Source organism: Planococcus sp. YIM B11945, from assembly GCF_050864155.1.
Classification (GTDB): domain Bacteria; phylum Bacillota; class Bacilli; order Bacillales_A; family Planococcaceae; genus Planococcus.
The window spans coordinates 257,869-283,381 of sequence record NZ_JBOZWR010000004.1 but is presented as its reverse complement, the minus strand read 5'-3'; the positions used below and the strand labels follow the sequence as shown (position 1 = coordinate 283,381).

The 25,513-nt window shown below is 48.4% G+C and carries 23 protein-coding genes and 1 riboswitch; of the genes, 16 read left to right on the top strand and 7 right to left on the bottom strand.

What is annotated here, in order from left to right:
• The first annotated feature begins 2 nt into the window (after positions 1-2).
• The gene (locus ACRRQV_RS09370; protein ID WP_432530058.1) at positions 3-1,370 is read left to right on the top strand and encodes a copper amine oxidase; all 1,368 of its coding nucleotides are present in this window, start codon (positions 3-5) and stop codon (positions 1,368-1,370) included.
• A 189-nt stretch (positions 1,371-1,559) separates the two neighbouring features.
• Here the strand turns inward: ACRRQV_RS09370 and ACRRQV_RS09365 are convergent, their stop codons facing one another.
• Together ACRRQV_RS09365 and ACRRQV_RS09360 are read right to left on the bottom strand one after the other, a co-directional pair.
• Positions 1,560-2,387, bottom strand: a complete 828-nt coding sequence (locus ACRRQV_RS09365; protein WP_432530056.1) for an alpha/beta fold hydrolase — start codon at positions 2,385-2,387, stop codon at positions 1,560-1,562.
• Between the two features lie 162 nt (positions 2,388-2,549).
• Positions 2,550-3,518 carry a YsnF/AvaK domain-containing protein gene (locus ACRRQV_RS09360; protein ID WP_432530054.1) on the bottom strand — a complete coding sequence of 323 codons (969 nt, stop codon included), beginning with the start codon at positions 3,516-3,518 and terminating at the stop codon, positions 2,550-2,552.
• A gap of 426 nt (positions 3,519-3,944) precedes the next feature.
• Between ACRRQV_RS09360 and ACRRQV_RS09355 the strand changes: the two genes are divergently transcribed.
• The 6 genes from ACRRQV_RS09355 (at position 3,945) to ACRRQV_RS09330 (ending at position 9,707) form a co-directional block, all read left to right on the top strand.
• Entirely contained in the window at positions 3,945-4,850 is a 906-nt protein-coding gene (locus ACRRQV_RS09355; protein ID WP_432530052.1) for an SDR family oxidoreductase, read from the top strand.
• 26 nt (positions 4,851-4,876) lie between these two features.
• The gene (locus tag ACRRQV_RS09350; protein WP_432530050.1) at positions 4,877-5,788 is read left to right on the top strand and encodes an SDR family NAD(P)-dependent oxidoreductase; all 912 of its coding nucleotides are present in this window, start codon (positions 4,877-4,879) and stop codon (positions 5,786-5,788) included.
• Between the two features lie 37 nt (positions 5,789-5,825).
• Entirely contained in the window at positions 5,826-6,743 is a 918-nt protein-coding gene (locus ACRRQV_RS09345) for an SDR family NAD(P)-dependent oxidoreductase (protein WP_432530048.1), read from the top strand.
• Positions 6,744-7,011: 268 nt separating this feature from the next.
• Positions 7,012-7,812, top strand: coding sequence for an alpha/beta fold hydrolase (locus tag ACRRQV_RS09340; RefSeq protein ID WP_432530046.1), 801 nt, complete (start codon positions 7,012-7,014; stop codon positions 7,810-7,812).
• A 12-nt stretch (positions 7,813-7,824) separates the two neighbouring features.
• Complete coding sequence (locus tag ACRRQV_RS09335; RefSeq protein WP_432530044.1) at positions 7,825-8,772, top strand: GGDEF domain-containing protein; 948 nt, start codon at positions 7,825-7,827, stop codon at positions 8,770-8,772.
• 92 nt (positions 8,773-8,864) lie between these two features.
• On the top strand, positions 8,865-9,707 hold the full coding sequence (locus tag ACRRQV_RS09330; protein WP_432530042.1) for an STAS domain-containing protein: 843 nt from the start codon (positions 8,865-8,867) through the stop codon (positions 9,705-9,707).
• A gap of 51 nt (positions 9,708-9,758) precedes the next feature.
• Here ACRRQV_RS09330 and dapA read toward each other — a convergent pair whose 3' ends face one another.
• Complete coding sequence (dapA, locus tag ACRRQV_RS09325; RefSeq protein WP_432530040.1) at positions 9,759-10,649, bottom strand: 4-hydroxy-tetrahydrodipicolinate synthase; 891 nt, start codon at positions 10,647-10,649, stop codon at positions 9,759-9,761.
• Positions 10,650-10,775: 126 nt separating this feature from the next.
• A riboswitch (Lysine riboswitch) is annotated at positions 10,776-10,955 on the bottom strand.
• Between the two features lie 109 nt (positions 10,956-11,064).
• Here dapA and ACRRQV_RS09320 point away from each other — a divergent pair.
• The 5 genes from ACRRQV_RS09320 to ACRRQV_RS09300 all read left to right on the top strand — a co-directional run bounded on the left by ACRRQV_RS09320 (position 11,065) and on the right by ACRRQV_RS09300 (position 15,940).
• A complete protein-coding gene (locus tag ACRRQV_RS09320) occupies positions 11,065-11,667 on the top strand; it encodes an SAM-dependent methyltransferase (protein WP_432530038.1) in 603 nt (200 codons plus the stop codon).
• Positions 11,668-11,738: 71 nt separating this feature from the next.
• On the top strand, positions 11,739-12,587 hold the full coding sequence (gene ypfJ, locus ACRRQV_RS09315) for a KPN_02809 family neutral zinc metallopeptidase (RefSeq protein WP_432530036.1): 849 nt from the start codon (positions 11,739-11,741) through the stop codon (positions 12,585-12,587).
• 234 nt (positions 12,588-12,821) lie between these two features.
• Complete coding sequence (locus ACRRQV_RS09310) at positions 12,822-13,988, top strand: TraB/GumN family protein (protein WP_432530034.1); 1,167 nt, start codon at positions 12,822-12,824, stop codon at positions 13,986-13,988.
• 111 nt (positions 13,989-14,099) lie between these two features.
• Positions 14,100-14,345, top strand: coding sequence for a hypothetical protein (locus ACRRQV_RS09305; protein ID WP_432530031.1), 246 nt, complete (start codon positions 14,100-14,102; stop codon positions 14,343-14,345).
• Between the two features lie 176 nt (positions 14,346-14,521).
• On the top strand, positions 14,522-15,940 hold the full coding sequence (locus ACRRQV_RS09300) for an MDR family MFS transporter (protein WP_432530029.1): 1,419 nt from the start codon (positions 14,522-14,524) through the stop codon (positions 15,938-15,940).
• A gap of 270 nt (positions 15,941-16,210) precedes the next feature.
• Here ACRRQV_RS09300 and ACRRQV_RS09295 read toward each other — a convergent pair whose 3' ends face one another.
• The gene (locus ACRRQV_RS09295) at positions 16,211-17,104 is read right to left on the bottom strand and encodes a nuclease-related domain-containing protein (protein WP_432530027.1); all 894 of its coding nucleotides are present in this window, start codon (positions 17,102-17,104) and stop codon (positions 16,211-16,213) included.
• Positions 17,105-17,426: 322 nt separating this feature from the next.
• Between ACRRQV_RS09295 and ACRRQV_RS09290 the strand changes: the two genes are divergently transcribed.
• Positions 17,427-18,725, top strand: coding sequence for an NCS2 family permease (locus ACRRQV_RS09290; protein ID WP_432530025.1), 1,299 nt, complete (start codon positions 17,427-17,429; stop codon positions 18,723-18,725).
• 111 nt (positions 18,726-18,836) lie between these two features.
• On the top strand, positions 18,837-19,022 hold the full coding sequence (locus tag ACRRQV_RS09285; RefSeq protein ID WP_432530023.1) for a hypothetical protein: 186 nt from the start codon (positions 18,837-18,839) through the stop codon (positions 19,020-19,022).
• A gap of 69 nt (positions 19,023-19,091) precedes the next feature.
• Here the strand turns inward: ACRRQV_RS09285 and ACRRQV_RS09280 are convergent, their stop codons facing one another.
• From ACRRQV_RS09280 to ACRRQV_RS09270, 3 genes are all read right to left on the bottom strand, one after another.
• Positions 19,092-19,973 carry a MerR family transcriptional regulator gene (locus ACRRQV_RS09280; RefSeq protein WP_432530021.1) on the bottom strand — a complete coding sequence of 294 codons (882 nt, stop codon included), beginning with the start codon at positions 19,971-19,973 and terminating at the stop codon, positions 19,092-19,094.
• A gap of 139 nt (positions 19,974-20,112) precedes the next feature.
• Positions 20,113-21,318 (bottom strand): MFS transporter, encoded by a 1,206-nt coding sequence (locus ACRRQV_RS09275; RefSeq protein ID WP_432530019.1) that lies wholly within the window; start codon positions 21,316-21,318, stop codon positions 20,113-20,115.
• Positions 21,319-21,477: 159 nt separating this feature from the next.
• Complete coding sequence (locus ACRRQV_RS09270) at positions 21,478-22,716, bottom strand: MFS transporter (protein WP_432530016.1); 1,239 nt, start codon at positions 22,714-22,716, stop codon at positions 21,478-21,480.
• Positions 22,717-23,114: 398 nt separating this feature from the next.
• On the opposite strand from ACRRQV_RS09270, the gene ACRRQV_RS09265 reads away from it, so the two are divergent.
• Positions 23,115-23,759, top strand: coding sequence for a LytTR family DNA-binding domain-containing protein (locus tag ACRRQV_RS09265; RefSeq protein WP_432530014.1), 645 nt, complete (start codon positions 23,115-23,117; stop codon positions 23,757-23,759).
• Between the two features lie 232 nt (positions 23,760-23,991).
• Entirely contained in the window at positions 23,992-25,506 is a 1,515-nt protein-coding gene (locus tag ACRRQV_RS09260; protein ID WP_432530012.1) for an acetyl-CoA hydrolase/transferase family protein, read from the top strand.
• Positions 25,507-25,513: the final 7 nt, after the last annotated feature.

The window sequence follows — 25,513 nt, the reverse complement described above, 5'->3', positions numbered from 1 at the left end:
TGATGAAAATGAACAAATTGCTAGTCGCCTTACCATTAACATTATCCCTATTGGTTCCAACCGCTGCATTGGCAGATGGCCACTCATCGCATACGGCAAGTGAAACTTCTTCTTCAATGGAAGCCGGAACGGCAACACCGGCCGCTGAACTTCGCATTGCACTCGATACTGTATTAACTGAGCACGCATTCCTGGCGGTTGAAGCGATGAGAAAAGGCGTGGACGGAGCAGAAGATTTTGAACAGGCTTCCGGAGCGCTGCTTGCGAACGCAGATGATTTGAAAGCAGCTGTGGCATCGGTCTACGGCGAAGAAGGGGCAGCGCAATTTGATGAAATCTGGAAATCGCATATCGGTTATTTTGTGGATTACGTAACGGCAACCGCTGAAGACAACCAGGAAGGCAAAGACAAAGCACTTGCTGATTTGGAAGAATACAAAAAGACCCAATCTGAATTCTTCGACACCGCTACAGAAGGGCGCTTGCCGGCAGCGGCTGTCCAAGAAGGGCTGGACATGCACGTCGACCAGCTGGTGAAGTCGTTTGATGCATACGTTGAAGGGGATTTTGAAACAGCTTACGCACTTGAACGCGAATCGATCCATCACATGAGCATGTTTGCGGAAACGCTGTCGGTTGCAATCACTGATCAATTCGCTGACAAGTTCGAGAACACCAATCCCGATACGCCGGCTGTCGACCTTCGCGCTCAATTGAACATGACCTTTACGGAACATGCAGGATTGGCCGCAATGGCCATGCAGGACGGTGCGGATGGCGCGGAAAGTTTTGATCAGGCATCAGCAGCGCTGCTCGCTAACGCCGATGACCTTTCGGCCGCTGTTGCTTCGGTTTACGGTGAAGAGGCAGGCATGCAGTTTGAGGAAACGTGGAAATCGCATATCGGCTATTTTGTGGATTACGTAACGGCTACAGCTGAAAAAGATGCCGATGGCCAAGAGCAGGCGAAAGCTGACTTGGATAAATACATCACCGAACAGGCAGCGTTATTGGATGCTGCAACAGAAGGCCGCGTCCCGGCTGATGCACTTGAAGAAGGATTGACAGCACACGTCGACCAATTGCTGATGGCTTTTGACTCCTATGTAGCGGGCGACTTTGATGCGGCCTACAGTGCCATTCGTGAAGCTTATGCGCATATGACGATGCCGGCAGCCGGTCTATCTGCAGCCATTACAGATCAATTCCCTGAACAGTTCATAGCTGCTGAAATGCCTTCTGAAATGCCGAAAACCGGCATGGGCGGCACAGCCGATTCATCATCAATGCCATTCATGTGGATCCTTGGCGGCTTGATGCTTGCCGGATTGTCTATGACGCTGGTATGGCGCACACGTCACCAATCTTAATAAGCAAGGAACTTGAAAAAGCCAGCCTTTCCGGCTGGCTTTTTTGTGGCGCTAAAAAGAAATCTTTCACCAAGAGTCGGCTCCTCGCCGGAACAGTTCTCTTATGCAGAAAGTAAAGAACGAACCGGGGACTTTGAAAAAGTCCCCGGTTCGGCTGGAAAATCATTTTTCTTTATAAAGAGCAGGCTGTCAATTTTCTTTCTTAATCCCCGTACTGTTAAGGAAGCTCAGCAGCTCTGTATTAAAGCGTTCCGGCTCGTCGGCGTTGATGCCGTGTCCGCTGTCCTTAAACGGAACCAGAATGGAATTTGGAATTTGTTTTTCCATCTCCTCACCAAGTTCATAAGCACAAATTTGGTCTTTCTTGCCGTGAAATATGGCAGTCGGAACGGAAATGTTCGCCAGTTCTTTGCGCAAATCTTCATCCCGCAAGGCAATTGCTGCGTTGATGGTGGAGTGGGCCGCAGCTTCAAGGCCAAGCGACTGGAACCATTGAAGAAATTCATTTGATTTTTTCTGTTCGAAAAACATGTCCGCAAATTGGGCGAGAAAAGCAGGGCGGTCTTTTTTGATTTGTTCAATTATGTCATCCACTGCTTCCGCCTCCATGTTGATCTTGAAATCATCGCGTTGCGTAAACAGCGGAGCGGCTGCTGACAGCAGCAACAGTTTATCGACTTCATCGGCGCCGTATTTGCTCAAGTAACGGATGGCGATTGGTCCGCCCATGGAAAAGCCGGCAAGGGCAAAGTCGGTTAAGCCAAGATGGTCGACCACGGCTTTGATGTCGCTTGCCTGTGTATCGTAATCGTAGCCCGACCACGGCTTGTCCGATTTTCCAAACCCGCGAAGATCAATGCCGATAAACCGATAACCGTTCAGCGCCAATTCGTTCGCCTGCATTTCGAAAGATCGTCCATTCAAGGGCCAGCCGTGGATAAAAACGACCGGTTTCCCGCTGCCGATATCTTCAACAAACACTTTGATGCCTGCTTCTACTTCAATGTAATGTCCCAAATGCTGTTCCTCCTCTTATGTTCATGCGTCCGTTCTTGTAGATAGAATGCGCTTTCTTGCCGCTAGTCTAATAGTATGAATCCATACTTATGAATTAAAGGTTTTCAAAAAACGAATGGGGCAAAAAAAAGGCAGCTTTTCAGCTGCCTTTACCTGGTTAAATTAGAATTTATCGTTGCGTTTATTCAAATTCGTATCGGTGTCTTCGTCGATATCCGCTTCTTCACGGCGTACAGTTTCAGATACAGTTTCTGTATCTTGCACTTTCCGTTTGCCGACGGTAATTTCTTCTGAAACCACGTCGCTTTTCGAAACGTTTACGCGTTCTTCTGTAACCGGTACGTTAATTGTTTCGTTTTCGTTGAACGTGTCTGATCCTGTCAAACCGCTAGTTGCTGCTTCTTCGTTGACCGGACGGCGTTCGATGTACACTTCTTCGCGTTCAACCGGCACTTCGATGGTTTGCTGGTCTTCGACGACGTGTTTGCCGACGTTGACTTCACCCGTTTGAACGCGTTCTTTATCAACGTTCAAGCGCTCTTCGTGAAGGCGAATCGTTTCTTCGTCCGTTGTAGAACCGGATGTCGTGCCGAATGAGCCGGTAGAATCCGTTGTTCCAGACGTGGAGCCGAACGTTCCGTCGTTGGAAGTTCCGGAAGCCGTACCGAACGTGCTGTCAGAAGCTCCGGATGTAGAACCGAATGTGCTTCCCGTATCCGTATCTGTATCGCGAGCATAAGCGGAAGAGCCGCTGTAGCTGTCCGAATAGCGCTGGTAAGACTCGCCGTATTCGCTGTCTACATAAAGAACCAGTTTGCCGTTTTGCACTTGGCGATAGTATTCGTCAGACTCATCACGGTCAAGCCCCATGCCGTTGAATGCTTCCATAGAAGACGATTCACCCGCTAAAGCCGACATGAATTTGCCCATGAAACCTTCATCTTCTTTCGTGCCGGTAGCATCTGTGTGGACGCCTGTCTGGTTTTCAACCATTGAAAAGTGGTCATCAGTTTGCCCTACAACGTACATGTCTTCTTCCCGGTAGCCTTGTGCTTTTAGTTCCTGCACCTTGCTAAGTACCTCTGCTTGCGTATCAAATACTCCTAAAAATGTGTTTTCTCGTTTTGTCATGTTGAATTCCTCCTTGTGGTTGGTAATTCCCTTTTGACTAAGGTATTTCTAGTGTACCCGTACCTCTGTTGTATAAACATCCTGGATTTTAAAAAAACGAAAAACCCTTGATAGACCAAGGAGAATGCGCCTTTTCTTAAAAAGTACTTTAATGTAAATAAAACCGAAAAGCATAAAATGCGTAGGAAATGTATAGAAAAAATATATGAAAATATTTAGCGGCTATCTCAAAATTTATTCTGGCAATTAAACAATGAATGAAGGGCTGTATTTCGCAATACCGGACAGTATTTAATCGAATTGGACAGCAATTCAAAAAGGCCATCTTTTACACTGCTTTATAAAGCAAAGCCGGGTTAATCCGTTTTCTGAAAGGGTACGTATACACCATCGAAATCTAATTCTCCAAAAACGGGAGTGGTGGATGTGGCCAGCAAAGCGCCTCGCGGCGGGCTGACGGTCGTCGTGACGGGGGCATCAAGCGGTTTTGGCAAAGGGATTGCGCAGAAATTGGCGAAAGAAGGGGCAAATGTGGTGCTTGCTGCCAGGCGAACTGCATTGCTCGAAAATCTGGCGGCAGAATGCGGGCCGAACGCATTGGCAGTGACGACCGATATCAGCCGGGAAGAAGACATGGTCCGTTTATATGAATTGGCCGTGGCGAAATTTGGAAAAGTGGACGTCTGGATCAACAATGCGGGGCTTGGCATCGTTGGCTCTTTTACGGAGACGCCCATAGCGGATCTTGTGCGCCTCGTTGAAATCAACATGCTCGGCACGATGTACGGCAGCCATTTGGCGCTTCGCCATTTTAAAGAACAAGGACGCGGCACGCTCATCAATATGTCGTCGTTTGTCAGCAAAGTGCCGATGCCCTTCGGAGCCATTTATACCGCGACAAAGGCCGGCATCACGTCTCTCAGCCGGGGCTTGCATCAGGAATTGAAACTGGAAGGTTGGAACAACATCCACGTGTGCGTCGTCCACCCGTGGGTCACCGATACGCCGTGGACGCTGCATTGCGGCAATTACAGCGGACGCGAACTGCGCTTTTGGCCGGTCGATAAGCCGGGAACGGTGATCAACGTCGTCACCGAATTAATCGATCAACCGCAGGAAAGCATCGACATCGGCTTCAAAGTGCAAGGGTCGCTCATTTCCAGTAAAGTGCTGCCGTCGTTTGTCGGCAAAATGACGGGCGCCTCTCTTGCCCTGATGCTTCGAGCAGCTCCGGAAACGCCCGCCACTTCCGGCAGCCTCCACAAACCAAAACCGGAAGGCACGGAAGTCACAGGAGATTTGCGGCTGAAACCGAGCGACCCCGACAATTGACGGAAAAACGACAGGAGGAATTCACTATGCCAACTACTACCAAACGTGAAGGTTTGACGGTGGTTATTACCGGAACATCAAGCGGCATCGGCAAAGGAACAGCCGAACAGCTCGCGCGGCAAGGCGCCAATGTGGTGCTCGCTGCCCGGCGCGCAGGATTGATTGAAGACATGGCGGAAACTTTGGGGCCCAATGTGCTCGCAGTGGCAACCGATGTCAGCAACGAAGAGGACGTGGCGCGTTTATTTGATGCAGCCATTGAGGCGTTCGGAAAAATCGACGTCTGGATCAACAACGCCGGCGTCGGAACGTACGGGTCGTTTACGGAAACGCCTCTTGAGGACTTGGTGCGGACGGTGGAAATCAATTTGCTCGGCACCGTCTATGGCACCCATTATGCGCTGCGCCATTTTAAGGAACGGAAATCGGGAACTTTGATTAATATCGCATCATTCGCCAGCCAGACCGCCCTTCCGTTCGGTGCGGTTTACACCGGCACAAAAATGGCGGTTTCCGGGCTCACGAAAGGTTTGTATCAGGAAATGAATGTCGACGATTTTGACGGCATCCATATTTCCAAAGTGGACCCGTGGGTCACCGATACGCCTTGGACGGCGCATGCCGGCAATTACAGCGGCCACGAGATTCTCGTGGGGCCGGCCGATGATCCGCAAAAAGTCATTGATGTCATCATTGGCTTGATTGATAAACCACAAGAGCAAGTCGAAATCGGAACCAAAGTGAAAGGCACGGCCGCAATCGGCAATTTACTTCCGGGAACGACCGATAAAGCGACCGGTAAAGCGCTGTACAAAATGCTAAAAGAAGCACCGCCGGCTCCTGTTACTTCAGGAAGTCTCCACGACCCTCGCCCCGAAGGCGTCACGGTGGAAGGAAACCTTCGCGAACGGCTGGCACGGAAAAAAGCAAAGGACTAACGGCAACGAATCGAGTACCAGAACGGAGGAGTTCACAATGGCCAATAAAAAAAGGACAGGGTTGACGGTGGTAGTGACGGGTGCATCCAGCGGTTTTGGCAAAGGGGTGGTGCAAGAACTCGGTGCTCAAGGAGCGAATGTCGTTCTGGCAGCCCGTCGGACGCAATTGATTGAGGAAGCGGCAAGGGAAATTGGGCCGAATGCGCTTGCGGTGACGGCAGACGTCAGCCAAGAGCAGGACATCAAGCGGATTTTTGACGAAGCCATCAAGCGTTTCGGCCGGATTGACGTGTGGATCAATAACGCTGCAGTCGGCGTTATCGGGCCGTTTACGGAAGTGCCGACAAAAGACATTGCACGTGCGGTGCAGATCAACGTCATCGGCACCATTTACGGCAGCCATTACGCCTTGCGCCATTTTAAGGAAAGGAAAGCGGGTACGCTGATCAACGTTGGTTCGGTTTCGAGCAAAATTCCGTACCCGTATTACACGCCCTACAGCATGACAAAATACGCGGTGACGGGACTTGGCGCGGCGCTGCACGAAGAGATGGAATTGGAAGGTTTCGACAACATCCACGTCTGCACGGTCCATCCATGGGCGACCGATACGCCGTGGTTCGAGCACACGGGCAACTACACGGGGCACGCAGCAGAACTCAAGCCGATGGACGATCCGGAAATCGTCATTGATGCCATCATTGATTTGATCGACAACCCGAAAGAAAGTGTCGACACGGGCGTAAAAGCCAAAAATGCTGCACTGTCTGGCCGGCTTGCGCCGGTGGCGACGGAAACGATAAATGCCAAATACGTGCAAAAAATCATTCAAGACGCGCCTCCTGCACCGCCGACTTCCGGCAGCCTGCATGAACCGATGCAAAGCGGCACCGGCGTTTCTGGTGGGAACCGGGAGCGGATGAAACGTGAAGAAGAAGAGAAAAAGCGGACCTGAAAAAGCGAAACCGGCCAAGACATGGGGCTGGTTTCTTTTTAATGAAAATGGGGCTAGTAAAGAGGCAATGCCATAGCTTTACGGAGAAGAGAGAGGATATAAAAGAAAATTTGATCATGTAGGCAATATTATTCAATGGATAGATATATTTTGTGAAATTTGTACTAGCATCTTTAATTTTTTAAGAATGGTGCTATTATAAAGAAAGATAAGAAAATACTGGGAAATTTATACGTTTAGGGAAATGAAAATGGAAGAGGGATTCACGATGAACAATAGGGTTTTAAAGCGAAATAACGTAAAAGTTTCCGGCCAAGGAAACAAGACCATCGTCTTTGCACATGGATTCGGCTGCGATCAGCTTGTTTGGCGGGAAGTAGCCGAAGCGTTTGAAAGCGGCTACCGGGTTGTGCTGTTTGACTATGTCGGTTCTGGGCGAAGCGACAAATCCGTTTATTCAACCGAACGCTATAGTTCGCTGCACGGCTATAAACAGGATTTGTTGGAAGTGTGTGCTGCACTGGAACTGAAAGACATCATTTTTGTGGGCCATTCGGTCAGCAGCATGATCGGCATGCTGGCATCCATCGAGCAGCCGGAACTGATGAAGCAGTTGATCATGGTCGGCCCGTCGCCGAGGTATTTGAACGAACCGGGCTATCAGGGCGGTTTTGACAGGGAAGATATTGAAGAATTGCTGGAAATGATGGAATTGAACTATAAAGAATGGGCGAAATACTTGGCGCCGGTCGTCATGCAAAACGAAGCGCGGCCGCAGCTTTCCCAAGAATTTGAAGAAATTTTATGCTTGAACGATCCGGTTATTGCGCGCCAGTTCGCGGAAGTGACGTTCACTTCGGATGTGCGGGATGAACTGGAGAAAGTGCAGGTGCCGACGCTGATTTTGCAGCCGGCGCAGGACGTCATTGCGCCGTTGGAAGTCGGGCAATTCGTCCACAGCAAAATTCCGAAAAGCAAGTTTGTGCTGATGGAAGCGATGGGCCATAATCCGCATATGAGTGATGCTGCGGAAACGATTAACCGTATTAAAGGGTATTTGGCGGAGTAGGAGGGAATTAGTATGGAGGAACAGTTGAATTTGGCGCCATGCGGCTATTTGGTGATGGATCCTTCTTATCAGATTGTGGAAATGAATCGCACACTTGGCGAATTGCTGGGTGCAGCCATCCCTCCTGGCCATATGCATGAGCTGCTGACGGTCGCTTCGCGCGCTTATTTTCAAACCTACTTTATGCCTTCAATGAAAACATACGGAAGAGTGGACGAAATGCATTTAATTTTGAAAAGTGCAGATGGCCGGATTCCGGTGCTGATGAATGCTTCGGAACGAAATGGGCAGTATGAATGTGTGCTATTGCCCATGGCAGTGCGGCAGCAGTACGAAAACGAACTTCTGTTGGCCAAGCGGCAAGCCGAAAAAATTCATCAAGAATCTATCGAAGCTTTCAACAATTTGCAAACATTGATGAGAGAAGTGGAAGGCAAGAAACGGGAAGTGGAAGAGTTGAACGAATTGCTGCAGGTGCTGACCGTGACCGATCCGCTGACAGGCTTGAAAAACCGGCGGTATTTAGACAGCAAATTGTCCGAATGCATTGAAGCAGCTCGAAAAACCGCCCTGCCGCTATCGATTTTGGGAGTGGACATCGACCATTTCAAACGTATTAATGACACTTACGGCCATGCAGCGGGTGATACCGTACTGCAGGAGCTGGCCTGGAAGCTGGAAACTGAGATAAACGAACCGAATTTTGTCGTTCGCCTGGGCGGGGAGGAATTTTTAATTGTGCTTCCCGGAAGCGGCAAGGAAGAAACGTGGCAGATGGCAGAAAAGCTGCGGCAAAATATTGCGCGCGGCCCGTGGAAACACGTGGAAGTGACCATCAGCATCGGAGCGGCGTTATTCGAAGCGGGTGACGATGCAGCATCCTTGATGGAAAAGGCAGATAAAGCGCTTTACAAGTCCAAAATCGGCGGCCGCAATCTGGTTTCGGCCAGTTGGGCATAAACTGCGGGTTCTGTCGAAAATAAAACTATACGAAAGCTCTGGGAGGCAGTTATAATTAAGAAAAAATGTGAATGACTACTCAGGAGGACCAAATGAATAACGATATTGTATTGTTAGGGGAACGAGTGGTAGAAGATAGATATCTCCTTGCACAGCTGATCCATGAAGAAACAGTGAAAGACGTCAGCAAAAAAGAGCTTGAGAAGCACGATGAATTTATTCAGTTGGTAATCGAAACAAGAGCAGGTTTTATTCAGCTGCTGGGAAGTTCGATTCAGAATTACCTGGATAAAGAGGCAGTTGACGACCGGATTGCCGAGTGGGGAAAAGTGACCGGCAAGTACTTTTTGAATCAGGGTATTTCGCTTGAAAGCGCTTTAGTGGAAACGTCCATTTACCGAAAGCACATCAGCAAAGTGCTCAAAACCGAAGCCATGCACCGAAAAATGACGATTGAAACGGCTTTTGAAGCAATGGAATTTTTCCATGCGCTGGTCGACCATGCGGCAAATTCTTACAGCACTGCGTACATAAGAGAGTACCAGCAAAACATGCAGTCGGCGCGCCAGGAATATTTGGAACTGTCGGCGCCGGTCGTGCCATTGAGTGACCGCATCGCCGTTTTGCCTCTCGTGGGTGAAATGGATTTAGACCGCGCCCGCCATGTACTAGAGAAAACTTTGTTGGCGGCCAATCAACTGAAAATCACGACGCTGATTATTGATTTGTCAGGCGTCGTCAAAGTGGACACCGTCGTTGCCGACCAAATCGTAAAAATTGTCCAGTCTTTGAAGCTTGTCGGAGTGACGGCCATTTTAACGGGCATTCGTCCGGAAATTGCCCAAACCTTGATCCAGCTTGGCGTAGACATTAACGGACTGGCCATTGGCGGCAGCTTGAAGCAAGTGGTTCAAAAACTGAATTTCAGCCTGTAAGCACATAAAAACCGATGGAGCCTGAGCTCTATCGGTTTTTTCAATGCATTTTTAATTAGCGGAAGTATTAATTTTATGCGGTGGCAGGACTTGGCGCAGCAATTCGGTTTGCGATGGTGTCAACGGCACCATCGGCAAGCGGACGCCGCCGACGTTCACGCCGGTCAAATTCAGAGCCGTTTTTACAGGCACGGGATTTGGTGCAGCGAACAACGCATCCATGACCGGCAATAGGGAACGGTGAAGAGCTGCCGCTTGAACGGTTTGGCCTTCGTTAAAGCGCGCAATCATCGCCTGCATTTCGTTGCCGATGATGTGGGAAGCGACCGAGACGATTCCGATTCCGCCGATTGCAAGCACCGGCAGCGTCAAGCCATCGTCGCCGCTGTATAAAGAAAATGTTTCCGGCGTGCGTTCAATGATTTCTGCCATGGCACCCAAATCGCCGCTCGCTTCTTTTACAGAAACGATGTTGGGAATGGAAGACAAGCGGACAATGAGGTCGACCGACATATTGACGACGCTGCGCCCCGGAATGTTGTACAGCATGACAGGAAGGCTCGTAGCTTCAGCGATGGCTTGGAAATGCTGGTACAAGCCTTCTTGGGAAGGCTTGTTGTAGTACGGGGCAACAAGCATTACGCCGTCTACGCCAGCTTCTTCGGCTTGTTTTGTTAGTGCAATCGAAGCGCGGGTGTTGTTGGAGCCGGTTCCGGCGATGACTGGAATGCGGCCATTCACCGCTTCCACGACAAATTTAAACAGTTCCACTTTTTCTTCGGTCGACAAAGTCGGTGATTCGCCGGTGGTGCCGGCGACTACGAAACCGTCCGTTCCGTTGGCGATCAAATGTTCAATCAAAATTTTTGTTGCTGAAAAATCAATGTTTTCATTTGCGTCAAATGGAGTTGCCATTGCTGTAATAACTCGGCCAAAATTCATACATACACGCCCTTTTACTAGTTTTTTGTAGAATCAGAGGCGGCGGGGGCAGCCGGGAACAAATAAAAAAGCAGCAACGAGAGCCTCGTTGCTGCAGTAAAAACGCGGTTTATCTTGCGTTTTTGTGCGTCAGATAGCCCTCCATATAGTTTCCTATATGACAGTTCTGCATTTGTTCAATGGCAGAACCAGCGGCAGGGGCTGTGGATTCCCCTTCGCTTCGGCAAATTCCCCTTTCGGCAAACGTCAACGGATTCCAACTTCCTCGGTTTGCGTACTGATGGTTTTTGCGCCTCTATCCTCACTTCAATGGAATGAAGCAGGAAGTATTCGATTAGCTAGACTTTAACAAAAATCTCTTTTAAAAGCAAGAAAAACCGGGTATTTACATAGGCAAGACGAGGAGTGGACAACGATGAACGAACACCAATTTGATGCGCTGCTCGGGGTGGAAACAGAAGAAATCCAGCAAGGATTCAACGATTCCCCCCATTTTCACCGATATGAACCGACTCCCTATCAATTGCTCGACCAGCTGTTTAGCCGCTACAAACTTCAACCTGGCGATCGGCTGGTCGATTTTGGCTGCGGGAAGGGGCGTCTGAATTTTTACGTCCATTATTTGTTCGGCTGTGAGACGGCCGGGATTGAGATGAATGAAACCTTCTACAAGGATGCCTTGAAAAATCGGGACAGCTACGAGAAAAAGCGGAAAAAAGCCAAAGGGAAAATCGCGTTTCATCATTGCATGGCGCAGGACTACCCCATCAGTGAGAGAGATAACCGGTTTTATTTCTTTAATCCGTTTTCGGTTCAGATTTTCATGACCGTTGTGAATCGGATTTTACTTTCCGTCGAAGAAACGGATCGGGAAGTCGATTTGCTGCTGTTTTTTCCTGGAGATGATTACATCGATTTTTTGGACCAGCAAACTGAGTTTCGATTAGTGGAAGAAGTCCGTTTGCCGGGGGCGCGGCGGAATCTGCGCGAGCGCTTTTTGGTTTACCGGCTTTCGTGAATCGGATTAAACCTTGGTCGAATTTGGGTATAGGCAACTAAGCGTTATGGAATGAAAGCGGGGAGATTTAGATGAAGTGGCAAGGAAGAAAGGGAAGCAGAAATGTAGAAGACCGCCGGGGAAGCGGCGGCGGCGGAAAGACACTCGTTGGCGGAGGCCTTGGCGGGATTGTCATCGTCCTCATTATCGCTTTTATGGGCGGCGACCCGGGGGCGATCCTGAACAGCTTGGGAGGCGCGGAGACCCAGTCAAATGAACCTTATATGGAGACCGAACAAGAACGCGAAATGGCGGAATTCGTATCGGTCGTTTTAGCGGATACAGAAGAAGTGTGGGCGGATGTATTTGCAGAAGAAGGGAAGGAATACGTGGATCCAACGCTTGTCCTGTTTTCGGGAAGTGTGGACTCTGCCTGCGGAACCGCGAGCGCAGCAGTCGGGCCGTTTTACTGCCCGGGCGACCAGAACCTGTATATTGACTTGAGCTTTTACGATGAATTAAAGCAGCAATTCCAAGCACCGGGCGATTTTGCCATGGCGTATGTCATCGCTCATGAAGTCGGCCATCACGTTCAAAACCTCTTGGGCACCATGGACAAAATCCAGCCGCAGCGAAGCCGCTTGAGTGAAGAAGATTACAACAAGCTGCAAGTGAAACTCGAGCTGCAGGCCGACTACTTGGCCGGCGTCTGGGCGCACCACGCACAAGGAATGGACTTGCTTGAAGAAGGCGATCTTGAAGAAGCTTTGACCGCCGCAAGCGCAGTCGGCGACGACACCATCCAGCAGCGCTCCCGCGGCTACGTGGTGCCGGAAAGCTTCACCCACGGCACGAGCGAACAGCGCAAAAAATGGTTCTACCGCGGATTCGAATACGGCAACCTGGACAAAGGCAACACGTTCAGTGCGAAAGATTTGTGATAGGTGATTAAAGACGGATTGAATAGTTTTAAATTTCATCATTTATTAGTAAAGAGCGAAAAGGGCGACACCTTTTTCGTTCTTTATTTTTTGAGAGAACCAATCTAACCGCACTCAAAAAGACAAAACCGAGCGCGCGCCATTGATATTTCGGCCAATGTGATTCATTATAAGAATAGACAGTCTTTTCGTGCGAAAACGAAAAGAAATTTCGTTCTATAAAGGAAGTTCATTATGCCGGAAGAAAATATTACGCGAATCCAACTGAACGGAAAAGAACTAATCTTAATCGGCACTGCACACGTTTCAAAACAAAGCGCCGAGCAGGTCAAACAAGTCATTGAACGGGAACGCCCGGACTCGGTGTGCATCGAACTGGATGCGCAGCGCTATCAGTCGCTGACAGAAAACAGCAAATGGAAAGAAACCGATATCTTCAAAGTCATCAAAGAAAAAAAGGCAAGTTTCTTATTGATGAACTTAGCCATTTCGTCGTTCCAAAACCGCTTGGCCGACCAGTTCGGCATCAAGCCAGGCCAGGAAATGATTCAAGGCATCCAATCGGCGAAAGACACCGGAGCCGAACTCGTGCTCGCCGACCGCAACATCCAAATCACGTTTTCACGGATTTGGGGCAATATTGGCATGATGGGGAAAGCCCAGCTGTTGACATCGGTATTTTTCAGCATCTTCAGCAAAGAAACGATTTCCGAAGAAGACTTGGAAAAAATGAAATCGCAGGATACGCTGAACGCGGTGCTGAATGATTTTACCGAATCGTTTCCAAAGCTGAAAACGCCCTTGATTGATGAACGCGACCAGTACTTGGCGCAGAAAATCAAACACGCACCTGGCAACAAAGTGGTTGCTGTATTAGGTGCTGCGCACGTTCCTGGAATTACGAAAGAAGTCCATAACGAACACGATTTGGAGAAGCTTTCGACGCGTCCGCCAAAATCAAAATGGCCGAAAATCATCGGCTGGGCATTGCCGATTTTGTTGGTGGCGATTATCGCGTACACATTTTACCTCAATCCCGCAGCGGGCATTGACCAGACAATCAGCTGGGTGTTGTGGACAGCGTGTCTTGGCGCGATCGGCGCAGCCGTGGCATTCGGCCATCCGTTTGCCATTTTGACAGCGTTTGTTGGCGGCCCGATTGGTGCATTGCATCCGCTGCTTGCAGCCGGCTGGTTCTCTGGCCTTGCGCAAGCTTATGTCCGCCGCCCGAACGTCGGCGATTTTGAAACCTTGTCAAAAGACGTCTTTACTGTAAAAGGCTTTTGGGACAACAAAGTCACGCGCGTCCTGCTTGTGGTCGTCTTGACGAATCTTGGGACAGCGGCAGGAAATATCATTGGCGGGGCAGACGTTATTCGCTTGTTCCTGAAAAACTTATAATGATTCGAGCCGGACAAGAAAATCCCTTGTCCGGTTTTTATTTTTGGTGTAGTTTATCGTGAGAAAAAGGGTATAGCAGAGGTAAGAAAACAAATTGGGGAGGCGCGTGAAATGAGTCTTTTCCTGGCGGGAATTGTGCTTTGGTCACTGGTCATTTTGTCTGCTGTGCTGCTGGTCGCAGGGGTCTGGAAAAAGTCATGGCAACTGCTAGCTTGGAGCGGAGCCGCGATGCTGCTGCCTTGTTTGCTGATTTTCATGGGAGACGACGGCGTATGGTTTAAAATGGCTATTTTGCCGCCGATTTTATTGTTTGCTGGTGCCTACTACATGCGGTATAGAACCCATCATTCAATTTAATTAAAATTTATTTAACCAAAATCCTAATTTCATTAGCGGAAGTTTTATTAAATAGATTGGAATAAAAGAGAAACAGAAATTACGCATAGCTTAACCGCTAGGCGTTTTTTTCTTTTCACACGGGGTAATTTTCTTAGTAAGATCCGCTTTTATCTTGTGGGAGTGAGGTGCTGCAAATGAAACAAAGCGTACAGCCTGCATTGGACACAGATTTCCGGAAAGGCCCGTTTTTGGCGGTGTTGATGGCTGGCGTATTTGTAGCCATTTTAAATCAAACCTTGCTTGCGACGGCGCTGCCGCATATTATGGATGACTTGAAAATCAACGCCAACACGGCGCAGTGGCTGACGACGGTTTTTATGCTCGTCAATGGCGTCATGATTCCGATTACGGCGTTTTTAACCGGCCGCTTCTCGACGCGCCGCTTGTTTTTGACAGCGATGGCGCTCTTTACAGCGGGTACGGTCATTTGCGCATTTGCCCCCGGGTTTTCGGTGTTGATTGTCGGCCGGATTATTCAAGCGTCGGGCGCCGGCATTATGATGCCGCTGACCCAAACCATTTTCTTTGTGATTTTCCCGCCGGAAAAAAGAGGGCAGGCAATGGGGATGTTTGGGCTCGTCATTGCATTTGCACCGGCAATCGGTCCGACGCTTGCGGGCTGGATTGTTGGGCAGTACCCATGGCGGGCATTATTTTACATCGTCATTCCAATCGCAATTTTGGACTTTATTTTTGCTGCATTCTTGCTAAGAAATGTTACAAAGCAAACATTTCCGACGCTGGATATCCCGTCTATCATTTTGTCGACATTCGGCTTCGGCGGCATATTATACGGCTGTTCGAGTGCGGGAAATCAAGGCTGGGGAAGCGCCACCGTTTTGATATCACTGGCTATTGGCATAGGGGCGCTGGTTTTATTCATCCGCCGGCAATTCCAACTGAAGCAGCCGCTGTTGGAGTTCAAGGTCTTTTCGTATAAAATTTTTGCTTTGTCGACGGCGTTAAGTGTCGTCGTCTTTATTTCCATGATTGGCGGCGCGACGATTTTGCCGATTTATATGCAAGTCATGCATGGCTTCACGGCGCTGGAGTCGGGATTGATGCTGCTGCCAGGCGCTATTTTGATGGGCATCATGAACCTGGTCAGCGGTAAAATCTTCGATTCGTTCGGCGGCAAATGGCTGGCAATCGCCGGTCTTATTATTGTTACAATCTCATCGTTTCAGTTTACGGTGTTGACGGCGGCCACCTCGTTTACGTATTTGGCCATTATCAATGCCGGGCGGATGCTTGGCGTTGCCATGGTCATGATGCCGGTGATGACGGCTGGGCTCAACCAACTGCCGGAGCACCTCATTCCGCACGGCACGGCGATGAGCAACACCGTCCGTCAAGTGTCAGGCTCGATCGGCACGGCGCTGTTGGTGACGGTCATGACAACGACCGCGCTGGACCCGCGTCAATACGGCGTGGAAGGGTTAGTCCATGGCGTCAACAACGTCTTCATAGCAGCCGGCATTTTAAGTGCTGTAGGAGTAGTGATGGCCTTTTTCCTGAAAAAACCTGTTTTGACGGAAGAAAAAACATCGTGAGCGCGAAGAAGTAAGCTGGTTTTTTGGGGGTTATGCACGCTCAGCGAAAAAATACGCACGCTCAGCGAAAAATACGCACGCTCAGGAGAAAATACGCACGTTCAGCGAAAAATACGCACGCTCAGGAGAAAATACGCACGTTCGGCGAAAAATACGCACGCTCAGGAGAAAATACGCACGCTCAGCGAAAAATACGCACGCTTAGGAGAAAATGCTCGCGTTCAACGAGGACAGTCCATTTAAAAAGCCTCACAGTCGTGAGGCTTCCGATTAGGGGTTTTGCAAATGGTAGGAATAGGCTTTCGATTCACCAACTCGCGTCAACTCTACTTTTGCCAATAAGCGAGTAGCCACAGCTCTGGATTCCAATCCGCAAAAGCTGCGCAATTTTTGATTGGTGATCTTTGGTTCGACAAATGTCATGTATTCCCGAATTGCCAATAAATGGGCAGAGGCATCGCGATTTCCGCAAGCTGCACACAGCCAACTGCGCTTTTCGCGCCGCATCGTAAGTGTTTTGCAATTTAGGCAAAACACGCCGGGTTTTAAATCTTTCGGGTCGATAAAGTAAGATGCGCAGAATGGGGGGGGTCTAAAAGGGATTTGATTGGCTAAAATAATTTTTCGTATTTTAGCCGGTCCGGGAGCTGCGGCTTCGAGGGGGAAAGCCTGCAAAATCTTTAAGAGATAATCGGTCATTTGATAAGTTTTGCAAATAGCTGCCCGGTGCGGTTTAGAAATAAATTCGCAATCCTTGGCGGTAAAGACAATCAAACCGGTGACCGGCAAGATGATTTTTTTCTGTTCAAAAAACTGCGTCAAAAATCGGATGTGTTTGTTAAGCTGGCTTCGCGGATCGTCCATCACCTTTTTTTCGCCTGCTGGGCTAAAGCGAAAAAATTCGTCTGTTTTTTCATCAAAATGGAGTTGGCCATTGATGTTTTTTGAATCAATGATGACTGCGCAACGGCCGGTGAGCAAAAGGCCATCAATCTGGACGGGCCAATTGTCGATCTTTAAATTGACGTCCCATAGAATACGGAACTCTTCTTCCTGCTGAAATTCATTGAACTTTTTCATCATTCGGCTCTCGCCTCTTTGTCCAGCCAGTGTGCGATGAAGCTTTTGTTCAAGAAACGGCCTCTGTGGATGGTGGCTGTCCAAGCGCGCGAGCAGCAGTTCCAGTGCTTCCGCAGCGGGCAGTAAATCAATTTTTATTCCTATATGAACTCCTCCTTTATAAAAGTTATCTGAATTATAGCACTTCTACCTGATGCCTCACTAGCTATTTTCCAAATTTCTTGAAAAAGAGAAAAAGTACTGAAGACGTTACGCACGCTCAACAAAACTACCCCATCCACCCTCGCTATAAAGATAATCCCCTTGACAGCACTCCCTTTTTGATTTAAACTCCTATCTTGGCTCGCCTAATTTTATTAGGAAGAGCGGGTAGGGAGAGGGCTAATTAAATAGAAGGTAGAAACTTATGGGCAATTGGTTAGATTGGTATTTTGGTCTTCAAACGAGCAACACAACGGTGAAGCGTGAAATGACGGCGGGGCTGATCGGCTTTTTTACAGTCGTTTACATCATCGCGGTCAACTCGCTGATTTTGTCGGAAGCAGGCATGCCGCTTGAGGCGGCAATTGTCGCGACGATTGCAGCGTCCGTTTTTGGCTGTTTGGTGATGGGCTTTTGGGGCAATGCGCCGATTTTGTTGGTGCCCGGCATGGGCATCAACGCGCTGTTCTCGTACACGATGGTCCAGTCGATGGGCTTGTCGTGGCAGGAAGCGCTGGCGGTGGTATTCGTCTCAGGTGCGATTTTCGTAGTCGTGGCGTTTACGCGCTTTGCGAAAATGCTGAACGCCGCTGTTCCGCATTCGCTGAAAGAAGCGATTACGGTGGGGCTGGGTTTATTCCTCATGTTGATCGGCCTTGAAAAAGGCGGAATCGTTGAACGCGGTACGGCTTCAATTTTGGCGCTCGGTTCACTTGGCGAAGCGCATGTGCTTGCGACTGTCTTAACGTTTATCGTTGCCATCATTTTGTTCATCCGCAACGTGCCGGGGAATTTCCTGATCACGATTGTGGCTGGAACCGTCATTGCATCGTTTTTCGGGTTGATTGATTTCAGCCAGATGAGTGGTGCTTCGATTGATGCTTCTGAAGCGTTTTCGGTATTTGGTGCGTTGTCGTTTGATGGCTTTTTGTCGATGACGTTTTGGATTGCGGTCTTTTCACTGACGATGGTGCTGGTGTTTGAAAACATCGGCCTCGTTCACGGGCAAGTAAATTTTATCGAACGCCCTGAAAAGTTCGGCCGCGCGTTCCAGGCGACATCTTTGTCAGCGATGACTTCCGGCATTTTCGGCACAAGCCCGACCGTGGCTTCCGTCGAAAGTGCTTCCAGCATGGTGGCAGGTGGACGGACAGGCTTGACGTCGATTACGGCAGGTTTGCTGTTTTTGGTGTCGGCGTTTTTCATCCCGGTCATTAAACTGATTCCGGACAGTGCCATTGCGCCGATTCTCATCATTATCGGCGGACTCATGCTGCAAAACATCCGCAATCTGGACATGCAGGACATGAGCGAAAGCTTCCCGGCATTGCTGATCATTGCGTTGATTCCGTTTACTTACAGCATTGCAGATGGCATCGGCATCGGCTTTATTTTGTACCCGATTTTAAAGCTCGCTATCGGCAAAGGCAAAGAAGTTTCCGTAGCGATGTATTTGATCGCCGCTTTGTTCTTGATGAATTTCATATTCCAAGTGGTCGGTTAATAAAAAATGCGCATTTGCGAAAGCAGATGCGTTTTTTTCTGTGTAAAAGGAAAAAGAAGCGGGAAATGGTATAATGAAGCTACCAGAGAAGTGAAAGGAGTTGGCATCCAGATGAAATACACGAAAACCAAAATGGAACGACTCGTCAGCGATAACCCGGAATTGAAAAAGCGCTTGAAAGTGTTGATGAAAGACATGGAGCTGGAAAAGAGCTTTGCGTTGAAAGCCCTTTATCATTCCGAAGTTACGGACAACGGACCGTATCAAACCGCTTATCAGGATTTGGACTGGGAGTAAGGGTGACTTATATAAAATTTATACAGCAAAAAACGCCCGCCAACACATGTGTTGGCGGGCGTTTTGCGTTTACATCGCTTGGTTATGAAGCCAGTTTTCCCAGCTTTCAAGAGTCGAACCGATCACGGAAATATTTTTATTTTCTTTCCAATCTGCTATCCCGTTTCCGCCAATGAGAAATTGGACACCGGGGCGGCCTTTCGCAAGGTCTTTGATATACGAGGTCAGCACGGGCTGGAATTTTGAGTCATGGATAGACAGGCAAACCATCGTAAAATTTTGTTTGGCGATTAACTCACTGAGTCCTTCGAGCGGCGTATCAGGGCCGATGTACGCGACTGAAAAGCCGTTTTCCCGAAGAAACAAGGTGAATAACAGCAACCCGAGCTGGTGGTGTTCGCCGCTTGGGCACAGGGCGATGGCTTTCGGCAAATTCGGCGAAACCGGGAATACCCGGAAAAATTGGTTAAAGCGCTGGTGCACTACATGGCTGATCAAATGTTCATGCGCCACTGTAATGGTGCCTTTTTCCCATTCGTCGCCGATTCTCACCATTAAAGGCGTGATGATCGAGAAAAACACGACCCGGTAATGGAATAAAGAAAAGTTCAAATCAAGCAAGTAGTTGAAGCGTTCCGTATCCATTTCGGCTGCGGCCGCATATAATTCCTGTATTTGTTTATCGTAAGGCAGCGCTTCGGATTGTTCAACCGGCTGCGCATGGTATTTTTTTCGGGAAAGGTGAAGTTGTTGAACAGCCTGGCTGATTTTCATGCCTTTGTCCTGCACCTGTATTTTCAGCCATTTTAAATCTTCCAAGTTCTGATCCGAATAAAGCCGGTGCCCGGATTCCGTGCGCGCCGGGGTAATGGCCTCATAGCGAGTTTCCCATGAACGAATCGTCACTTTGGGCATATCTAAAATCTTAGCTGCTGCTTTGATATTGTACATGGCAATAACCACATTTCTATAAGTTTGTCTTCGAGTTATATAATTATTATACATGCTAACTTGGGGCTGCGTAAAGCTAAGCACCTGTTGGTATTGGTATAAAAAAAGCCGAGTCCTCAATAAGGACTCGGCTCAAGATTTATAAAACAACTGGAGACGTTTTTTTCGCTGCGCGTGCCCGCTGCCAAACAACCGTGATGGCTGTCGTAATCAATAGCAAGAACAGGCCAAGAATGAACGGATAGATAATGTTGATGTCATAAAGCATACCGGCAAGAAGCGGTCCTAAAACGTTGCCGATGCTCATGTACGCATTGTTCATGCCCATTGCGAAACCGACTTCGCCTTCAGCCATTTTAGAAATCATCGTGTTCAGCACAGGGCGCAAAATGGACGACGCCATGAAAATGATGAGTGAAACGGCGAAGAACATCGTATAGTTTCCGGAAAACAACGACAACAGGAAACCGGCAGCAGCTACGAGAAGGAACGTGATCAAGATCGCCGTTTCCCCGAAGCGGCGGACGATGCGGTCCACGACAAACAACTGGACGATCACGCTGACAACTCCGGTTGCGGTGATCATGAACGCAATGTCTTTGGCTGTGGACTCGAATTGATTATCCAAGTACAAGCCGACCACCGATTCATACGCCAGCAAGCCGAAGCTCATAACGAGCGTAATGACTAACGGAATAAAATACGGCATGCTGACCGAACGGGCTATTTTGCGGAACATCGATTCTTGTTCGGCTAGCAGCATGGCTTCGGTTTGTTCGGTAACCGGTGCATCGTTTTCTTTTAGTAGCGCTACTGAGAAAAGAACGGCCACAAGCGAGACGAGTGCCGATACCAAAAACGGCAGCTTCATGTCGTAGTCGGCTAAAAATCCGCCGATGCCAGGTCCGACAACGATGCCGAGCGACATGGCAGCCGACACCAAGCTGTTGCCTTTTGCCCGCTGGTCATGCGTGGTGATGTCCGCGATATAGGCGAAAATGGCGGGGACGAGCATGGCTGCTCCGACTCCGCCGATCACGCGGGAAAAATACAAAATCCAAATGGAATCCGATGCGTAAAAGACGAACATGGAAGCGGTCAATCCGGCAAGGCCGTAGATGATCATTTTGCGGCGGCCATACTGGTCCGCCCATTTTCCTGCGATAGGAGAAAACAGGAATTGTGCAGCTGCGAAAATGGCAATCATCAACCCGGCAGCCATGCCGCCTTGATTGATCGAAGCCAAATAAGAAGGAAGAATGGGAATGATAATTCCGAAACTTGCTATCGCGATAAACATATTGATCATTAATATTATGATTTTCTTTCGCTGGTCTGCAGCCATTAAAAAGCAGCCTCATTTCTATATAATTAATTTTTCGTGCCCCTAAAATCTTGAAGGCGACCTTTCTAGATTATGTGGATATCGCCCGTTTGTCAATGCACTCGCTTCAACTTTTACAAAGAGAAAACAAAGTGTGCGTTTCGTAAAAAAAGCTGAATCCTAAACGAGGGATTCAGCTTCAAGTGCAAGCGTTTCTTCTGTCGCAGTTATAATGGTTTTTTTGCCGCTTGAACGGTACCAAAAAACCGTAAGCAAAATGGTGAATATCAGCACCGAAAGCCCAAGAATGAACGGGTAAATCATGTTCATATCGTAGAGCATGCCGGCCGATACCGGGCCGACGACGTTGCCGATGCTCATGTACGACGTGCTCATGCCCATCGCAAAGCCGACTTCGCCTTTCGCCATTTTTGAAATAAGGATATTTAATACTGGGCGGAGAATCGACATCGCAAAGAATATGATCAGCGTGACGACAAAGAACATCACATAGCTTCCGGCAACTAGCGCCAAGATAAATCCAGAAGACGCAACGCCAAGGAACGCCAGCAAAACTGGGATTTCGCCGAAGCGGTTGATCAAGCGGTGAACCGCGAAAATCTGCGTCAAAACGCTGACCCCTTGGATAGCCATGCACATCAAGGCAATGTCCGTGACCGAAGCGCTGAATTCATCATTTAGCACCAAACCGAAAATCGATTCATATGCAACCAAGCCGAAGCTCATGACAAACGTGATGATCAATGGAATAAAATACGGCATTTTCGTCGAACGAGCTACTTTTTGGGACATCGATTCGCCATCTTCCAAATCGCGTACGTTGGCGTGGCCAAGGTGTGCCGGATCACTTTCTTTTAAGAAAGCGAGTGAAAAGCCGATGGCGATCAGCGTGATGATCGCTGAAGCCAAAAACGGCAGCTTTACGTCCATATCGGACATGAGAATGCTGATGGCGGGGCCGGACACAAGGCCGAGCGACATCGAAGCTGTAACCAGTCCAGTTCCTTTTGCCCGCTGTTCAGGACTGGTGATGTCCGCGGTATATGCAAAAACAGCTGGTACGAGAAATGCATCGCCAATGCCGCCGATGACTCGTGCCGTATATAGCACCCACAGCGTATCGGTGGAGAAAAACAAAAACATTCCGGCACATAAAAGGACAAGTCCGGCAATAATCATTTTGCGGCGGCCGTATTGGTCCGTCCATTTTCCTCCTAAAGGCGAAAATAAAAGCTGGGCGCCAGCGAAAATGGCGATGATCAATCCGGAAGCCATGCCGCCTTGATTGATCGATTCCAGGTACGCAGGTATGACGGGACCTGTAATTCCGAAACTTGTTATAGCAATAAACATCGTAATCATCAATATGGTAATTTTTTTGTGTTGATCTGGGGACATATAAAATGGTTCCTCGTTTCATCTATTATTATTTCATGATTGCATATTTCGTTTGGCAACTTTCCAATAGTATGACGGAAGATAGGGTAAGTCAATAAAAAAATCCGATTTTTAGTAAAAAATAGGTTTAAAAAATAGTTTTCTGTAAAAGCGATAATAAGGAAATATTATGTAATATTTTTTGAAAAGGCTTTCAATTGCTTTGCAGTAATATGTTATAGAAGAATTATTTTTTGGAACCTATATTTTATTCGTCTTCTCGATTTAAAAGGATTGGCGGATTTGTGACAAAGAGGATGAAAAACCAAGCACAACTGCGAAAAGGCAAGCGGTTGGAAAAGGAGAAAGCGGTATGCTGCAGTATAATGAAGACAGCGAAAGAAAACAGGAGGCGTACGATGGAAAAGTTTACGCTTAACTCATTGCTTGATGTTATGGGAGAGTTGTTCTCCGATGAAGTTTCGATCGCCGTATCGAATCTGGACGCATACAGTTATTACCGGCCAAGCAAACGGGTCAATTTGAAGATTCGGCCTGGCGATCCGGTAAAAGAAGGCACCATTGCGCACAAAGCGCTCACCACGAAGCAAAAAGCATCTGAATTTATTGACCGGGGTGTGTTCGGAGTTCCGTATCATGGCATGGCCGTGCCTTTCGAGACTGACGGAGAAGTGGCAGGCTGCGTGATGGCGATTTATCCGGCTTTTACAGAAGGGAAATCGGTCGTCACTGTGATAAGCCCTGACGGCTGGAAACCGATTCCGTTTTCGGATGTGAAATACATCGAAGTGAAAGACCGGAAAACCCATGTCTACGGGAATGGCTTTTCGGGCACCAATAAAAACACGCTGCAGGAATTTGAATACTTGCTGCCGCGTGACTCGTTTATCCGATGCCATCGTTCTTTTATTGTGAATGTGCATCATATAGTAGAAATTTATCCGGACACGCATTCGACGTTTGTTCTTGCAATGGACAACGGAGACCGGATTCCCGTCAGCCAATCTTATTCAAGTTATTTCCGGAAATTGCTCGCATTTTAATGATCCGGCGGAAAATCTGCTGCTTTGTCCGCCAGAAGTTCTTTCCTGCCCGTTTTTCTGCTCGTCTAACCGAATTTTGTCTGTTTTGTGAACCGATAAGTTAAAATTATCTAATAATTAATCTAGACCTAACGGCTAAACTTAAAAAATTCAACGGTTTCAGCGCCGCTAAAAAGCAATCGCTTTCATAGGATGCTGCAGCCTGGAAAATAAGGAAAGTGAGTGTAAAACTATGGAACAACAATTAGATCGCATCAAAGCTTTGGAGCTTCAAGATCGTATTGTGTCGCCAGAAGAAGCGGCTTCTTGGATTCAAGATGGCATGACGCTCGGACTCAGCGGATTTACACGCGCGGGAGATGTTAAAGCAGTTCCTTACGCGTTGGTAAAACGTGCAGAAACAGAGAAATTTAAAGTGAATGTCTTCACCGGTGCTTCATTAGGCTCGGATATTGATAAATTGTTCGCCGAAGCGGGAATTGTCGGCAAACGGCTGCCGTTCCAAGCAGACCCAGCGATGCGCAAGAAAATAAACGAAGGCGAGATGCTGTTCGTCGACCATCATTTATCCCATACTGCAGAATGGATTCGTTCAGGCGTTGTCGGCCCTATCGATTTTGCGATTGTGGAAGCGCTTTCCATCACGGAAGACGGCATGATCATTCCGTCAACTTCGGTCGGCAACTCTTCGATCTTTGCCAAACACGCCAACAACATCATTGTGGAAATCAATTTGGAACAGCCCCATTTGTTTGAAGGGCTGCACGACATTTACGATACCGGAAAACAAGGCGAACGGGATCCGATTCCGATGACTAAAGTGGATGACCGCATCGGCACGATCGGTATTCCAGTTGATATGGACAAAATCCGCGGCATTGTCTTTACGAGTCAGCTCGATTCACCGTCGACAATTGTGCAGCCGGATGCGGACACAGAAATCATGGCGAACCATTTGCTTGAATTTTTCCGTTCGGAAATCCGCGCAGGCCGCCTTGATGAAACCTTGGCGCCGTTGCAATCAGGAATCGGTTCTGTAGCGAACGCGGTGTTGCACGGCATGATCGACTCGGAGTTTGAAAACTTGGAAGTGTATTCGGAAGTTCTGCAGGATGCGGTTTTCGATTTGATGGATGCAGGCAAAGTAAACTTTGCTTCCTGCTGTTCAATTACCTTGTCGGAATCGAAAATGGAGCAGGTATTTGGGGATTTCGAAAAATACCGCGACAAAATTGTGCTGCGTCCGCAGGAAATCTCCAATCATCCGGAATTGATTCGCCGCCTCGGGTTGATTTCCATCAATACGGCGCTGGAATTCGACATTTACGGAAACGTCAATTCCACCCACGTTTGCGGGACAAAAATGATGAACGGCATCGGCGGTTCAGGCGACTTTGCCCGTAACGCGCGCTTGGCGATTTTTGTTACAAAATCGATTGCGAAAGGCGGCAACATCTCTAGCATCGTTCCGTTTGTGTCGCATCTTGACCACACGGAACACGATGTGGATGTGGTCGTGACCGAACAAGGTTATGCAGATTTGCGCGGGCTGGCACCGCGTGAACGCGTCGGCTTGATTATTGAAAATTGCGTACACCCGCTGTACCGCGAGCAGCTTCGCGCGTATTTTGAAGAAGCGCTGACGCGCGGCGGGCAGACGCCGCACGTGTTGGAAAAAGCTTTTTCTTGGCATACAAACTTTGCTCAAACAGGAACAATGCTTCAGAAAAAAGAACAGCTTATATAATGAAAAA

Coding starts and splice junctions, on each gene's coding strand:
- ACRRQV_RS09370 (WP_432530058.1), top strand. CDS start 3: ATGAAAATGAACAAATTGCTAGTCGCCTTACCATTAACATTATCCCTA.
- ACRRQV_RS09360 (WP_432530054.1), bottom strand. CDS start 3,518: ATGACAAAACGAGAAAACACATTTTTAGGAGTATTTGATACGCAAGCA.
- ACRRQV_RS09350 (WP_432530050.1), top strand. CDS start 4,877: ATGCCAACTACTACCAAACGTGAAGGTTTGACGGTGGTTATTACCGGA.
- ACRRQV_RS09345 (WP_432530048.1), top strand. CDS start 5,826: ATGGCCAATAAAAAAAGGACAGGGTTGACGGTGGTAGTGACGGGTGCA.
- ACRRQV_RS09340 (WP_432530046.1), top strand. CDS start 7,012: ATGAACAATAGGGTTTTAAAGCGAAATAACGTAAAAGTTTCCGGCCAA.
- ACRRQV_RS09335 (WP_432530044.1), top strand. CDS start 7,825: ATGGAGGAACAGTTGAATTTGGCGCCATGCGGCTATTTGGTGATGGAT.
- ACRRQV_RS09330 (WP_432530042.1), top strand. CDS start 8,865: ATGAATAACGATATTGTATTGTTAGGGGAACGAGTGGTAGAAGATAGA.
- dapA (WP_432530040.1), bottom strand. CDS start 10,649: ATGAATTTTGGCCGAGTTATTACAGCAATGGCAACTCCATTTGACGCA.
- ACRRQV_RS09320 (WP_432530038.1), top strand. CDS start 11,065: ATGAACGAACACCAATTTGATGCGCTGCTCGGGGTGGAAACAGAAGAA.
- ypfJ (WP_432530036.1), top strand. CDS start 11,739: ATGAAGTGGCAAGGAAGAAAGGGAAGCAGAAATGTAGAAGACCGCCGG.
- ACRRQV_RS09310 (WP_432530034.1), top strand. CDS start 12,822: ATGCCGGAAGAAAATATTACGCGAATCCAACTGAACGGAAAAGAACTA.
- ACRRQV_RS09305 (WP_432530031.1), top strand. CDS start 14,100: ATGAGTCTTTTCCTGGCGGGAATTGTGCTTTGGTCACTGGTCATTTTG.
- ACRRQV_RS09300 (WP_432530029.1), top strand. CDS start 14,522: ATGAAACAAAGCGTACAGCCTGCATTGGACACAGATTTCCGGAAAGGC.
- ACRRQV_RS09290 (WP_432530025.1), top strand. CDS start 17,427: ATGGGCAATTGGTTAGATTGGTATTTTGGTCTTCAAACGAGCAACACA.
- ACRRQV_RS09285 (WP_432530023.1), top strand. CDS start 18,837: ATGAAATACACGAAAACCAAAATGGAACGACTCGTCAGCGATAACCCG.
- ACRRQV_RS09280 (WP_432530021.1), bottom strand. CDS start 19,973: ATGTACAATATCAAAGCAGCAGCTAAGATTTTAGATATGCCCAAAGTG.
- ACRRQV_RS09275 (WP_432530019.1), bottom strand. CDS start 21,318: ATGGCTGCAGACCAGCGAAAGAAAATCATAATATTAATGATCAATATG.
- ACRRQV_RS09270 (WP_432530016.1), bottom strand. CDS start 22,716: ATGTCCCCAGATCAACACAAAAAAATTACCATATTGATGATTACGATG.
- ACRRQV_RS09265 (WP_432530014.1), top strand. CDS start 23,115: ATGGAAAAGTTTACGCTTAACTCATTGCTTGATGTTATGGGAGAGTTG.
- ACRRQV_RS09260 (WP_432530012.1), top strand. CDS start 23,992: ATGGAACAACAATTAGATCGCATCAAAGCTTTGGAGCTTCAAGATCGT.